Here is a 14,419-nt window from a genome sequence, read left to right on the forward strand (position 1 = left end):
CCTTAAATTATAAAACGATTGAAGAATTTAATCAACAAAAAATTAGTTATAAAAATGTAGCTTAACTAATACTCCTATTTTTGTTTGCATATCCAGTTCTAATGTTTAAAACTGATTCATTTATTGGTATTAATTTTTTTTCTATATCTAAATTCATATAATATTGATTTTTTAATAGAAAAAAGCATTAAATTAGTGCTTTAATCTATTAGATTGATAAATTCTAATTAAGAAAGCAGGTGAGTGGTTTATCTGCTTTTTCTTTTTTTATTATATGATTGATATAATTTTTCAGCATCATCTTCACATGATATAGAATGCATTTCTATCCATTCATGGATTTTTTGTTTGATGAAAAATCTTGCACCATTAGTAGGTTTACTAAAAGGAATTAGTTTGGATGCTGCCAACTTCGCAATGGTGCTTTCAGAAAAATTTAAATACAATTCTAACTCCTTAGAAGTAAGGATTGGTTTTTCGTTGATGTAGTTTTGTTTGATAAGAGTCTTCATCTCATGAAGCTCTTGTAATAATTTTACTTCTGACATAATTAATTTGTTTGAATTATTATGCCGAAATTAGTAGTTATGAAAGCGAATGAAAGTGAAAAATTAACCTATATTATTAAATGTTAATATCTATAATTAAAAAATTAATTAACCTTATTCATTTGTATCTAACTGAGAATAAGCAGAATTTATAGATTTTATATTAATATTTTTCAATCTATCAGAATTTGTTTCAATATAAAATAGCTTAGCTAATTCTTTCTCATAAATTCCTGTTATTTGTTTTAATTCTTTTAATAATAGTTTAATTGAAGCCCCTTTAAGGTCTGAATCCAACTTTATACGTTCATTGAGACTTAATGTTTTGTTTTTAAAAATTAAGTCAATAAAAAAATCACGTTCATAGTCCAATTTTTCAAAATATTCATTTGATTTTTCATTATAAAAAATTCTTAATTTATTAATTACTTTTTTACTTTTAATTTTTCTAGGTTCATAGCTGATAAAATTTTTATCAAATAATTTAAAAATAAATGTATTCTCAATATCATTAGTTTTTGAAAAGTGATAATCAATATTAGTTGCTGTAAATGAATTATCAACTTCATATTCAAATTGAAATCTATTTATATTATAATTAAGATTTCTAAAGACAATGAATATTTTATTAAGAATAGCAGGTAGAATTAAAATAGGAGATAATATCACCATACTAAATATAAGTATTGATGATAATATACCTGAATTGGTGTAAATTAATGATGAAATCATAATTGGAAAATACAGCAACATTAAGACTCTTCGAATATTATTTTGAGACAATATCTTTATTCTATAAAGATTTTCAATTATAGTAAAATAATTATTTAGTAAACTTTCCATTGTTCAGTAAATTTTGATATCCTTAAATATAGTAAAAAATGAACTAGAATATACTATCATGAAAATTATAACTATCTTTGAATCAGATAATTTGTTGTACTAATGTTGTACTGATAGATTAAAATGAAGTCAAAAAAAAGACGCTTACATTACTGTAAACGTCTGATTATCAATAAAGTGGTCCCACTTGGGCTCGAACCAAGGACTTGCTGATTATGAGTCAATTCCAATTTCTTTATAATTTGTTAGATTATTTTATATTTAACTGATTTTCAATTGATTAATAAAATGTTGTTGTTTTTTTTTTTATAAAGAATATTATTTATTTGGTTTAAATGTTTCAGTATTGTTTCAGTCTTATAATAGTATGTAATTCATGTAAAACATGTAAAATATTGTAAGATGAAATACCAGGAAAGTTATAAACACATTGAAATAACTGGATCAAGTATTAATTGAATAATAAATGTTTTTGACTTTATGTAATAGTTATATATCTTAAAATATTCATAGAATTTATATTGTTCAAGATTATTACTAACTAGAATTAAAATACCTGCCAATATATCCCAATGAAAAATTAACCCTATTTCGATATCCTTAATACTTTTTTCAATATAATAGTAACTATCATACCCAATTATTTTATCGTCTAATATCTCAAATTCAATTTCTTCATTGTGCATACCTAAAACAAACTAGGATTGAATTTTCTTCATAAAATCTACTTTGTTTTATTTATAGATTTTAAATAATAAAAACTTATACAAGTACTTAAAATAAATCCAATAATACCTATAGTATAATTAGTCTTAATTTTTTTAACATTTCCATATCCTTCTTTAACCCTTTGACCTAAATTATTATAATACTCTATATCACCAAATAAATAACCTAACATAATAAATGATATAGTTCCAACAATAATCGAAAACAATAATACTTCAATAAGTTGCAATCCACTTAACCATTTTATGAAATTAAATGATTTGAATGTATTAAATATTGTTTCTCTTAAACTATTTATGTGAATTGGGTTATTTTTAAGTGTTTGATTTTCTTTTAAATCCTCTCTAATATATTTACTTACTAAGTAAAAATAGAGGAATTGTATAAAAAAATAGAAATAGAATACACTTAAAGCACCTAAAGTTATCCAATCTTCAAGATTGTTTTTATCCCATGTACTAAAAAATTCAACTGTTGAAAATATTATTATAGCAATAAATATTCAATTATAAAATAACTTCAAAAGATAAAATTTAATAAAATTTTTAAACTTAACTTTTCTGTTAATATAACCTTCAAAGTTTTTATAAATTGACAAATCAAATTTTACTATATCATTTTTAATATACTTATATATTAAACGCCCCCAAAGACCCCCAATACCTAAAGACCCCACACCTATTATAGCTAGAACAAAAGCTATTAAAACATATCTGTAAAATTGAGTGAAATAAAAAGTAGACTTACCTAAAATGGATAATTTTCTATCATTCATAAATTATTAAATTTTAACTTTTAAAAGTAAATATCATTGTTATTTTAAACTTACGTGAAACCGTAAATATTAATATTTTAGACAACTTGCCATATATGACATTAACATGCAAACATAATAATCTTTCCTTGACTTGCCAAATATGTCAAGTATGGATAAACAAAAATTATTAGTATCTATAGGTAAAAGAATTCAAGAGATAAGGATTTCAAAAAACCTTACTCAAGTGGATTTAGTTGGTAAAATAGAAGGTGAGATTGATACTACAAATATTTCAAGGATTGAAGCTGGAAGAACAAACCCTACTATATTTACTTTGTACAGAATTGCTAATGCTCTAGAAGTACCTTTAACTGATATAGTTAATATTAACTAAAAAGCTATTAATACTTATATGTATTATTTTTCATTTTTAAATTTAAATATTAAACATTGAAAATTAACTTGCAAACTGTAATCGATTAAATAAAAAGACTTTGATTTAGAACTCAAAGTCTTTTATTCTACTTAAGCATAAGCCATATTAGCATTACCTGTAAACATGTTTCTTCCTGAAACTAATAATTCACTTTGAGAAGGTATAATAGCTAAACTTTCTTCAGGATTGTACTCAAACTTATGTTTAATTTTGATTACTTCACCTGTTTCCTTGATTGTATATTCATAAGGCTCTGTTTCTACCTTTTCTATACTTCCTGGTATCTGTGTTCCTATAATTGCTTGACAAGTATTCTCGTCAAATGTAGATGGAATAAAGGCTTTTTTAATGGTAGCATAAAAACTTGCCGTTTTTTCACTTTTAACCATTTCTAACCCTCCTTGTACTTCTAGTACAAAGAATGAAGAACCATCTTTTCTTGTTCTTTCAATAAAATTGATAACTGTTACCATTGGTTTATTTTTTTTGAGTAAAATTGATACTTACCAGGAAAGTAAAAATAACCATTTCACTCAGCTATCACCTTGAATATAATAAATGGACATATTTTTTTTTTACCTGATAAAGTACGGAGGGGAGATTCCCTTCTGAAAAGAAGTGGTGGTATTTATATGGGGGAGGTTGAGCTCTTAAAAAATTTTTTAAAAAAAATAGTGATGAAAATTCATCACTATATACTTACTAATATCTTTTAAATTAAGCTACACAATTATCGTTTATATTTCTTATTGTTCCTGCTATCTTCGTTGATACTTCTTGTCCAAATAAATTTATCATACCTCCTGAATATAAATCTGAAAATGGAGGGTTGAATAACTGATTCAAATCCATCACTCCATTTACTGCAAAGTAATCTATCACTAAGTCCATAAACTGAATCTGCTGAGTATTTAGGTTGGCAAAGTTGACCATTTTAGTAAATGCATTCTTTGCTTCTAACTTATCTAATCCAACAACTGAACGTATAAACTCACCTAATGGCTTATCTCCATAGACTTCTTGGAATAAAGACTTAGACCCTAAAGATCCTTTATCAAATAAGAAGCTTTCTATATAGCTTAAGTCAGCAGGTGTAATCTTTATATTCTTTCTTATTTTATCTATGGTTAAGTCAAACTGATTTTCTTTGATGTATCTTTCAATCTTTTCTTTATAAGCTTCTTTATCAAAACTATGAGATTCTTGAAGTTCAGGAGATGCTTTAACAGATGTAATATTATCTTCAAAACTTGTAGTAACTATTTTCTTAGCTTCTTCAGTCAAAAACTTTATTAGTTCTCTTAGTTCAACTCTTATATGTTCTAAACCTAATACACTCATATCACTCCAATAATTATCTTGTGTAATATGATTTAAGGTATTCAACTTTGCTTTTACTTGTGGAACAGAAGTTTGCTTCTTTAATCTATTTGATATTCCTATAACTTTCTCAGTTAAATAAACTTGTCTTTTATCTCCATTAATATTTGCTGTCATAAAATCTAACATCATAAAGTCAAATGTTAATGCAGCAGTATCTTGACTCTTTTCATAAACTAAAGGTGCTAAACCATTTAACAACTCATAAGTTTCAGATTTAGAGAGATTATACCATTTTTCTTTTTCCTGGTAATTATCTAATATTTTCAAATAAGGTTTTACAACAAAGCTTGTTCTCTTTTCATTGTTGATATTTACAACTTGTTGATGAACATAAGTTAATAAGTCTTCTCCTAAAGCTTTTAATTCTTCTTCTTCTTGAATTAATAAAACTTGAGCAAGATTCAGTCTTATTCTGAAAATACGTTCAGCTAAAGACATCTGTTTAATAGGTTCTATTCCTTTTGGATTCTCCTCGAAGAATTCAAAATTTTGACAGAAATCTAAGATTAAGAAATCCTTTTTATCTTCTCCAAACCCAAATAGATTTTCACATAAACGAGTTCCTCTACCAATCATTTGCCAGAATTTAACCCTACTTTTTACAGGTTTTAGAAACACTAAATTTACAATTTCAGGTACATCAATTCCTGTATCTAGCATATCTACTGAACAAGCTATTTGAGGATTTTTGTATTTAATCTTGAAATCATTTAATAAGTCGTGTCTGTATTCTACTGTATAATCAATTACTTTTAAGAATTGATCTCCATATTCAGGATAAGTAGCATTGAATCTTTGTCTTAAAAATTCTGCGTGTTTATTTTTCTTAGCAAAAATGATAGTCTTCCCTAGTTTATTTCCACCATCTACTTTTATTCCGTGTTCCATCAGATACTCTAAAATAGCATCAGCAGTATTGGTGTTATAAATCCATTGGTCTAAAGCAGTAGATTCTATTTCTTCAGGAAATTCTCCTGTGATAGGATCTGCAAATTCTTCTTCGTATTCTTTCTGTTCTTCTGGTGTTAACTCACTATACTTTATACCTTCTCTTTGAAATTTAGTCTGAACAGAAAAAGACTTATATGGAACTAAAAATCCATCATTAATTGCTTTATCTAAGTCATAATTATAAGTTGGATTACCTACATTTAATCCAAACAATTCATAGGTATTTCTTTCTGAAAAATCAACAGGTGTAGCAGTTAAACCAATCTTTAACCCATCAAAATAATTAAAGATTGCTTTGTATTTATTATAAATAGAACGATGAATTTCATCAAAAATAATGACATCAAAATGTCCTACTCCATAAGTGCGAGTATCTCCAGTTTTATCTTCATCTATTAAATTGATTAAAGTTTGATAGGTTGAAAATACAATTCTACTTCCTACATCTTCTTTTTCTTCTCGTAAATCTACAGAAGGAAGATTAGGCAAATAATCATTTAAGTTATTCTTGGCTTGTGTAACTAAAGCTGTTCTATCTGCTAAAAATAAAATTTTCTTTGCCCAATTGGCTTTTGATAACACATCTACCAAAGAAGCAGAAGTTCTTGTTTTACCTGTACCTGTTGCCATTACCAATAAAGCACCTCTGTGCCTATCTTCAAATCTTTCTGCTACAGCTTTTATGGCTTCTATCTGATAATAACGATTGGTAATATCTTCATCAATAGGCATCTCATTTAGATTTCGCTTATTGGTTCTTCTTTGTATGTTAAGTTGTAACTCATCTTTAGTATAATAACCTTGTACCTCTCTCATTGGATAAAACCAATCATAAAAAGAAATTTCGTACCCATTAGTTAGGAAGATATTTGGTAATTGACCAAAGTTTTTTTCTAAACATTTGGCATATAATTCGGCTTGATGTCTGCCTGAATTTAAATCTCTTGAAGTTCTTTTTGCTTCTACAACGGCTAAAGGCTTTCCGTTATCTCCCCAAAGGACATAATCTGCAAAACCCTCTTCTTTGTTGTTTGGCATTCCTTCTACCCTAAACTCTTTGACATTGTCTTGAGATAAATCCCAACCCATTTCTTCTAACATATAATCAATTAGAAGTTCTCTTGTTTTTGCTTCATTAGGGTCTGAAGGTGGTAATATTTGTTGCTGAGTTTCTTTTCTGTTGGCTTCTAAAGCTTCTTGTTCTTCTTTTTGTTTTTTCTCTAATTCTGTCTTTGCATTTAATTCTTCTTGAAGTTGTTGAATCATCTTTTTTTGCTCATTTACCTGAGAAGAAAAAGATTGTGGAATTAAATCTTCTTGAAAAAGAGGTTTGCTTACAGGATTACCACTATACAAGGTCATTAAATAATAACTAACCGAATGTAAAAGTTGCAAAACATGTAATGCTTGGTCTTCTGTTATCTTGGTTTTACCGGTATTATGCACTGCTTTATTCCCCAATTGACGAATAGCGTGCATCATAGATAACAGTTCTGGACTTTCTATAATTTCTATAAAGGCAGGTTCTTTCATCAAAGAATTGATGGAAGTGTCATAAGGCAAACGCAAAGAAGGCTCACTCTCGTAGATAAAGTTTACCCAATTTTCTAATGTTTTCCTCAAATATAAACCTGCAATATCTAAATTCTCGTAGATGTATTTCTCTGCTTCTTTAGCAGATGAAATAACAAATTCGAATTGAGCAGGATAATTATAAAAATTACTCATTTTTATTTACCTATATAGTTTAGTTGATAAAAATAAGTAATTTTCTCTATTTAGTTGTATTTAGCTGAAATTAAAACTTTCTTGTAACAAGGCTTGGAATAAGTTTTCTGATTCTTCTGCTTGTTTCTTCACCAATTCTTTTTGTGCTTCTATATTTTTAATTTTGTCAGCAAATTGGTTTTGGAGTTCTAATGGTGGTAGATAAACTTCTATACTCTTGATTTGTTTTAAACTTAAAAATTGCTGAGCTCCACCTACCCCAAATTTATTTTTTAATCTATCTTTAAAATTTTCATCATTTAATAGATATTCTAAATATCTACCATTGAATACATTTCTATTATACTTAATCAACGCAACATTCTTCATACTAAATTCATAATTAACTATATTCATTGCTGCTGTTGCATAATTAACCCCAATGTTAGTATATAAAATATCTTCATATTCAGGATTACATCTTTTATATATTTCTTTATGTACATCTTCTGTTACATAATCCGAATTTTTATAATCAATATAAAATGGTCGAATGTGTTTTCCTGTAATAAATTTAATTCCTTCACTTAATCTTTCAGGAGTATCATGTGTACCATCAGTGATTTTAGTTGAAACATTATTAAGTTCATTGATTTCCCACCCTTTCTCATTTTGTACAGGGTCACCAAACATCTCTATAAAAATAGATTGAGCTAACTCATCATATTGCTTTAAAAGTTCTTGGTCTTTTTTGCGTAAAGCATCTGCCTTATCTAACTTCTCTGCAATTGCTTTTTGAGTTTCTATTGGGAGAAGGGGGACATCATATTCTCTAACAACAGAAACATTTAGATTTTTAACTCCTACTCCTGTAGTATTATTTTTTGCAAAATCTCTAACTTTAGGAGAATTCAAATACCACATCAAATATCTTGAATTAATAAGATTATGCTTTGGCTTTATTAATGTAAGACTGACAAATACAGAAAATTCAAAATCTATATTTACAACTGCAGCTTCACCATAAGACCCCACCCTTGTATATAAAATATCATTTATTTCTGGCTTGTTATATTTGGTAAGTGTATTATGATCTTCCTCTTTAATAAAATTATATTTATTAAGTATTAATCTATTTTCTTTAACATTAAGAGAAGATAAAAAAGGGATTCCTTCATCTACATAATCAGGTCTTTTAGCTACTCCACATGTAATTACATTACACAAATCATTTAATTTTAAATATTTCATATTAAATTAAATTCATTAAGTAATTCATCAAATCATTTCTCTCTTTATCCAATTGCTGTATAGAAGTAATAATATCCGCAGGTTTTGCATATACCTTTTGTTCGTAGAAAACTTCTTTGTATTTGTTAATACTTAAGTCATACGCATTATTTGCTATTTCTTCTTTTGGTACAAAGAAACTTTGGTCGGTTCTTGCTCTATCCGTTTCATTTTCTATGTTATGGAAACGTGTAATAATATCGGTAATATCGTTTTCTTTAACAGGTGCACGTTTGTCGTCTAAACTAAAACCATCGGCTTTCATGTCATAAAACCATACATTTTCTGTACCGCCTGCATTGGTTTTTGTAAACACTAAAATAGCTGTAGAAACTCCTGCATACGGTTTAAACACACCACTTGGCATAGAAATAACGGCTTCTAAAGCTTGGTTTTCTACAATTTCTTTTCTAATTTTTACATGCGCTTTAGAAGCTCCAAATAACACACCATCTGGAATAATAACGGCACATCTACCCCCTACTTTCAGTCCTTTTAGCATTAGACCAAGAAAGAGTAATTCAGTCTTCTTAGAATCAACCAACGCAATTACTTTTTCATCTACAGCATCTTTATCTAAACTTCCTTTAAATGGAGGATTAGCCAAGATTAAAGATACCTTCTCTTCAAAGTCTGCATTAGCCTGTGATAAAGAATCTACATCTTTTAATTGAGGATTTTCAATACCATGAAGAATTAAGTTCATTGCTCCAATTCTAATCATAGTTGGGTCAAACTCCATTCCTGTAAACATTTCATTTAAGTAATGATTTTGTACTCCTGGTTTTAGCAGTTCTTCCTTGTAATTTGTTTGAAGATATTCGGCTGCACCTACCAAAAATCCACAACTCCCTGATGATGGATCACAAATAGTATCTTCGGGAGTAGGCTTCATCATTTCTACCATCATTTTGATGATATGTCTAGGAGTACGGAATTGACCATTGCTACCTGCTGAAGCAATTTTACCTAACATATACTCATAGACATCACCTTTGGTATCTTTATCATCCATGTCTATTTTATCTAACATCTCAACTACCTGTGCTAATAATCGAGAAGTAGGAATCATAAAATTGGCATTCTTCATAAACTTAGAAAAGGCAGTACTTTTCCCACCAAAGTTTTTCATAAAGTCAAAAACTCCATTCTCTTTTTGGAAAAGTTTATACATTTCTTCAGGAGAAACATTCTTAAAGTTACTCCATCTTAAATCCTGGTTTTCTTCTGTGTATATGTAGTTTGATGTATTACCTGTAATAATAGCTTGTTGTTCGGCTCTATTCTGTAACTCATCTAATTGTTTGATAAAAAGTAAAAAAGTGATTTGCTCAATAACAGATAAAGGATTTGATAATCCTCCACTGTGAAAAGCTAACCAAACTTGGTCAATCTTAGATTGTAATTCTTGTGTGAACATGTTTAAAGTATGAAGGGTAAAGATAGTGAATTAGAAATTTAATTATTTAGAAAATATATACATCATAATTGAAAATTATATTAAATTAGAAAAAAAATAACTGCCTATAAAATGGATGAAAAAATAAAAATTAACGCAGGTGCACTATATAAGCTTATCACTAAAGAAATGGTTTATCAAGCAATTAATAAAATAGAGCATGATAAGATAAAATTAAAAGAATCTACTAAGTATATTGTTATTATAAACAATGAACAATATCCTCCCAAAGAAATAATTAGGATTATTGCAATTCTTAACAATTATGATTTAAATGAAGGTTCATTGAATGGAGGACAAGCAAATAAACCATTCGAGAACTTAGGATTTGAAGTAATCGACAAAAAAAAATATCCTGTCTTTAATGGTAATAAATTATCCCCTCAAATTAGAAAATATCAAGATACAATTGATAATACAGAATGGTTAAGTAAAAATGAAGGTTATAAATTTAACTTTATCAAATGGTTTGAAAAGAATATAGATATTGAAACACAAACTAATGATGAAATCATAGCTAAGATAAATGAATCGCAAGACTTGTACTTTCAACCAAACTCCAAAGAAAAAGGGGTTAATTTTATAAAGTCTATAAAAAGGTATAACGATGATTATGTTACAATAGAAGACTTAATCAAAATTAGAAAAATCATAAATAAGGAGATACCTGTAACTAAAGAGAACCTTACTTTATCCTTTAATTTATTACCAAAAACTAGTGTCTATTTAAATCTCTTTAAACCTGATGAATTCACCTTTTATGACTCTAAATCTTCTCCTTCTTATGAATTTTTAGCAGACTCTAAAAATTATCCTAAAATTGATTTTAAAGCATTTCAATTCAATCAGATTTACTATAAAAACATAAAAAAATATTTAAAAGATAGCCATTTAAATACTGATGTGTTTAAATCTCTTTTAGAAGTGGATGAATTAAATGAATTACATTGGAATTTCATTACTCAAGACTTTCTTTTTTTCATTGCTAACAAAATTATGATGAAAGAAACTCTTCAAGATACTTATGAAAAGTTTTTATACACTTTTGATTTCGAAAATGACAATTGGTATAACCTACTAAAAAAGTATTCTGAAATCGCTCAAATTTTAAAATCTAATAGCAAAGAGAATAAATACAAAAATTATGATGAATTAAATCAAGATTTTAAATCACTTTGTCAAGATGAAAATGAAGATTTTTTACAACGATATTTATTTGAGTCAGATAATGGATTTTCAAAAATTAGAAATCAATTGATTGAAAATACTAATAGAAAACTAATAAGGGATAAGATTAACTCTGAATATTCACTAATTAATGAAATATTAATAAGTTCAGATAAAAGAGAAACATATCAAAAAATACATCATTTAATAGATACAAATAAATGGACTGTAATCACTCGCTTTACTAGAGCATTATTTCCTTTTGATTTTACATCTATTGATTCATATAAGTTTTTTAATCTATTAGTCAAAAAACTTAAAGATGAATTAGAGATTGAATTTGAAACTAAAAATCAAATTGATTTAAATGAACAAATCATCAATCTAATTGAGTTTGATGATATCTATAAAGCTCAAATTTTCTTTTGGCATTATACTACCCAAACTTATGATTTGGAGAATTTAGACGATAATGATGTAAATGAAGATATAAATGAATATGAATTAGCTAACAAATCTATGAAAAATATACACCCTTTAAATCAAATCCTATTTGGCGCTCCTGGTACAGGAAAAACACATGAAACTAAAAAACTTGCTGTAGAAGTCATTGAAAACAGAAAATTAGATTCCTTTTCAAGAGAAGAAATTACTGTATTATACGATAAATATTATGCGAATGGTCAAATAAACTTTACAACATTCCATCAGAGTATCAGCTACGAAGATTTCATTGAAGGGATTAAGCCTCAGATTTTTACAGACGAAAATGAAAATAAAACTGTAGTATATGATGTAGAAGATGGAATTTTTAAGAAAATGTGTAATAAATCAAGTCTTGCATTTAACGAAAATGAACATTCAAACACTTATGTTTTTGAAGATGCATGGAATGATTTATTAGAAGAGGTTAATGCTCATTTAGAAAAAAATGATTTTTTAACACTTAAAATATTAACTCCAAATCTAGGTTTAAATGTAATAGATATATCTGAAAAAGGTAATTTAATATTGAAACCTATTTACTCTGAAAACGCTAAAGAGTATATAGTTTCATTCGATAGAGCTAAAAAACTTCAAAATGTCTTCTCTGATTTAAGTGTAATAAAAAATATTGATAAAGAATTTAGACAAGTAATTGGAGGTTCAAACGCAACTGCATATTGGTCTGTATTAAACTATATCAATACTAAAATTAAAGAAAATGCTAAACCAGTATCTTCAAAAAAATATTTACCTCATGTAATTATTATTGATGAAATAAATAGAGGAAATGTTTCTGCTATTTTTGGAGAACTAATTACCTTAATAGAGGACACTAAAAGAAGAGGAACTACTACTGTAAATAACGAAGCTATTGAAGTAGAATTACCTTACTCTAAAGAAAAATTTTCAGTTCCTGATAACTTATTTATTATAGGAACTATGAATACTGCAGATAGAAGTGTTGAAGCCTTAGATACTGCATTAAGAAGACGCTTTTCTTTTGTAGAAATGAAATCTAATCCTGATATCTTAGAAAGTTGTCATAAAAGTAAAGGTATTATTACGACAAATGAAGGAGTAACTATTTACTTAATTGATATACTTAAAAAAATAAATGAAAGAATTGAAGTATTAATTGATAAAGACCATCAAATTGGACATTCTTTTTTTATTAATGTTAATAGTTTAAATGATTTAAGAGTAGTATTCAAAAATAAAATCAATCCTTTGTTAGAAGAATATTTCTATGGAAACTTTGCTAAAATTGGATTAGTATTGGGTGAAAATTTTATTGAGGAAATACATAGCAATAAAGATATTTTTGCAAAATTTGAATATGAAGAACGTTCATTTCTAACTGAAAAGAAAGTTTATCAATTAAAAGATCCTTTTAAACTAAATGCAGACGATTTTGGAAGTATCTAGTTCAAGAAAAAACTTTATTCAAGTATTTGAATTTCAAAAACTAAGATTTGATGAGTCCAATGAATTCAATAGATCTCATTTTGATGCTATGGTTTTATTTAATGAAAAAAACCAAAATAAATATTTTACGGTTATTCATAAAGGAGTACAATTCAATAATTATGTTGGAGTTATACAGATTGGAGGATTAACAATAGAAATATTGCCTAAAGCAGATAAGGAAAGTACTCCAGATAAAAAACTATGGCAAAGTGTATTACTTAATATGTTGAATACTTGTAAACATATAGAAGTAGATAGTGTTTCTGAGACTTCATTAAACAAAAAGTACAATTCTATTTTAGATATATATTATGAAATGTTTCTAAATGAAGTAGAATATTTGATAAAGATTGGGCTTATAAAAAAATATCGAAGAATTGAAAATAACGAAAATGCATTAAAAGGAAAACTTTTATTTTCTAAGAATATTCAACACAACTTAATTCATAAAGAAAAGTTTTATTGTGAAAATCAAGTTTATGATAAAGACCACTTAATTCACCAAATTATTTATAGAGGATTAATAATCTTAAAAAAATTAATTAGTGATTCTTTAGCTGACAAATTAAACCGAATAATATGTGAATTTGAAGATATTAAAGTTATTAATATAAATGCAACACATTTTGAAAAGTTAATCTTAAATAGAAAAAATGATAGTTATAGAAAAGCTATTGATATAGCTAAAATGATTATACTTAATTATTCTCCAAATTTAAATGTTGGTAACGATAATATGATTGCACTTTTATTTGATATGAATAAACTTTGGGAAGAATACATATTTAGAGTACTTAGTAAGCATAAACCTATTGATTTCTCTATTTCTTATCAAAATTCTGACAAATTTTGGGAATCAAAATCAATAAGACCTGACATTGTTATATCAGATAGTAAAACTAATTACATCATTGATACAAAGTGGAAAATAATTGAAGCTAACAACCCATCGGATAATGATTTAAAACAAATGTTTGTATATAATCTTCATTGGAAATCGTCTAAAAGTATTCTGCTTTATCCAAAAGTTTATCAAAAAGATAGTGAATTTGGTAATTATCATTATAAGCACATAGAAGACTCTTTAAATCAATGTAAAATAGGTTTTGTTAGTTTAATAGAAAATAATATTTATAGAAAATCTGAAGAAATAGCTAATGAGATTTTTATGAAAATTGGATAACATTGTATAAAAC

At 26.8% G+C, this 14,419-nt stretch carries 10 protein-coding genes; 3 read left to right on the forward strand and 7 right to left on the reverse strand.

Going from position 1 to position 14,419, the window contains the following annotated elements; translation table 11 throughout:
• Positions 1-248 precede the first annotated feature (248 nt).
• The 3 genes from BM072_RS11720 to BM072_RS11735 form a co-directional block, all read right to left on the reverse strand.
• Positions 249-548, reverse strand: coding sequence for a helix-turn-helix domain-containing protein (locus BM072_RS11720; RefSeq protein WP_092908866.1), 300 nt, complete (start codon positions 546-548; stop codon positions 249-251).
• A 114-nt stretch (positions 549-662) separates the two neighbouring features.
• A complete protein-coding gene (locus tag BM072_RS11725) occupies positions 663-1,391 on the reverse strand; it encodes a hypothetical protein (RefSeq protein ID WP_092908867.1) in 729 nt (242 codons plus the stop codon).
• Positions 1,392-2,622: 1,231 nt separating this feature from the next.
• Complete coding sequence (locus BM072_RS11735) at positions 2,623-2,895, reverse strand: hypothetical protein (RefSeq protein ID WP_092908869.1); 273 nt, start codon at positions 2,893-2,895, stop codon at positions 2,623-2,625.
• 151 nt (positions 2,896-3,046) lie between these two features.
• Between BM072_RS11735 and BM072_RS11740 the strand changes: the two genes are divergently transcribed.
• Entirely contained in the window at positions 3,047-3,271 is a 225-nt protein-coding gene (locus tag BM072_RS11740; protein ID WP_092908870.1) for a helix-turn-helix domain-containing protein, read from the forward strand.
• A gap of 131 nt (positions 3,272-3,402) precedes the next feature.
• Here BM072_RS11740 and BM072_RS11745 read toward each other — a convergent pair whose 3' ends face one another.
• The 4 genes from BM072_RS11745 to BM072_RS11760 form a co-directional block, all read right to left on the reverse strand.
• Entirely contained in the window at positions 3,403-3,786 is a 384-nt protein-coding gene (locus BM072_RS11745) for a hypothetical protein (protein WP_092908871.1), read from the reverse strand.
• A gap of 244 nt (positions 3,787-4,030) precedes the next feature.
• The gene (locus BM072_RS11750; RefSeq protein WP_092908872.1) at positions 4,031-7,375 is read right to left on the reverse strand and encodes a DEAD/DEAH box helicase family protein; all 3,345 of its coding nucleotides are present in this window, start codon (positions 7,373-7,375) and stop codon (positions 4,031-4,033) included.
• Positions 7,376-7,435: 60 nt separating this feature from the next.
• Complete coding sequence (locus BM072_RS11755; RefSeq protein WP_092908873.1) at positions 7,436-8,605, reverse strand: restriction endonuclease subunit S; 1,170 nt, start codon at positions 8,603-8,605, stop codon at positions 7,436-7,438.
• A 1-nt stretch (position 8,606) separates the two neighbouring features.
• On the reverse strand, positions 8,607-10,064 hold the full coding sequence (locus BM072_RS11760) for a type I restriction-modification system subunit M (RefSeq protein WP_092908874.1): 1,458 nt from the start codon (positions 10,062-10,064) through the stop codon (positions 8,607-8,609).
• A gap of 111 nt (positions 10,065-10,175) precedes the next feature.
• On the opposite strand from BM072_RS11760, the gene BM072_RS11765 reads away from it, so the two are divergent.
• Together BM072_RS11765 and BM072_RS11770 are read left to right on the forward strand one after the other, a co-directional pair.
• Positions 10,176-13,181, forward strand: coding sequence for an McrB family protein (locus tag BM072_RS11765; protein ID WP_092908875.1), 3,006 nt, complete (start codon positions 10,176-10,178; stop codon positions 13,179-13,181).
• Positions 13,156-14,406 (forward strand): McrC family protein, encoded by a 1,251-nt coding sequence (locus BM072_RS11770; protein WP_092908876.1) that lies wholly within the window; start codon positions 13,156-13,158, stop codon positions 14,404-14,406. Before BM072_RS11765 ends, BM072_RS11770 begins: the two co-directional genes overlap by 26 nt.
• Positions 14,407-14,419 lie beyond the last annotated feature (13 nt).

Source organism: Algoriella xinjiangensis, assembly GCF_900115015.1.
Taxonomy (GTDB): Bacteria; Bacteroidota; Bacteroidia; order Flavobacteriales; family Weeksellaceae; genus Empedobacter; species Empedobacter xinjiangensis.

Bases quoted from the DNA above. Each gene is read 5' to 3' on its own strand.
- BM072_RS11720 (WP_092908866.1), bottom strand. From the start codon at position 548: ATGTCAGAAGTAAAATTATTACAAGAGCTTCATGAGATGAAGACTCTT.
- BM072_RS11725 (WP_092908867.1), bottom strand. From the start codon at position 1,391: ATGGAAAGTTTACTAAATAATTATTTTACTATAATTGAAAATCTTTAT.
- BM072_RS11735 (WP_092908869.1), bottom strand. From the start codon at position 2,895: ATGAATGATAGAAAATTATCCATTTTAGGTAAGTCTACTTTTTATTTC.
- BM072_RS11740 (WP_092908870.1), top strand. From the start codon at position 3,047: ATGGATAAACAAAAATTATTAGTATCTATAGGTAAAAGAATTCAAGAG.
- BM072_RS11745 (WP_092908871.1), bottom strand. From the start codon at position 3,786: ATGGTAACAGTTATCAATTTTATTGAAAGAACAAGAAAAGATGGTTCT.
- BM072_RS11750 (WP_092908872.1), bottom strand. From the start codon at position 7,375: ATGAGTAATTTTTATAATTATCCTGCTCAATTCGAATTTGTTATTTCA.
- BM072_RS11755 (WP_092908873.1), bottom strand. From the start codon at position 8,605: ATGAAATATTTAAAATTAAATGATTTGTGTAATGTAATTACATGTGGA.
- BM072_RS11760 (WP_092908874.1), bottom strand. From the start codon at position 10,064: ATGTTCACACAAGAATTACAATCTAAGATTGACCAAGTTTGGTTAGCT.
- BM072_RS11765 (WP_092908875.1), top strand. From the start codon at position 10,176: ATGGATGAAAAAATAAAAATTAACGCAGGTGCACTATATAAGCTTATC.
- BM072_RS11770 (WP_092908876.1), top strand. From the start codon at position 13,156: ATGCAGACGATTTTGGAAGTATCTAGTTCAAGAAAAAACTTTATTCAA.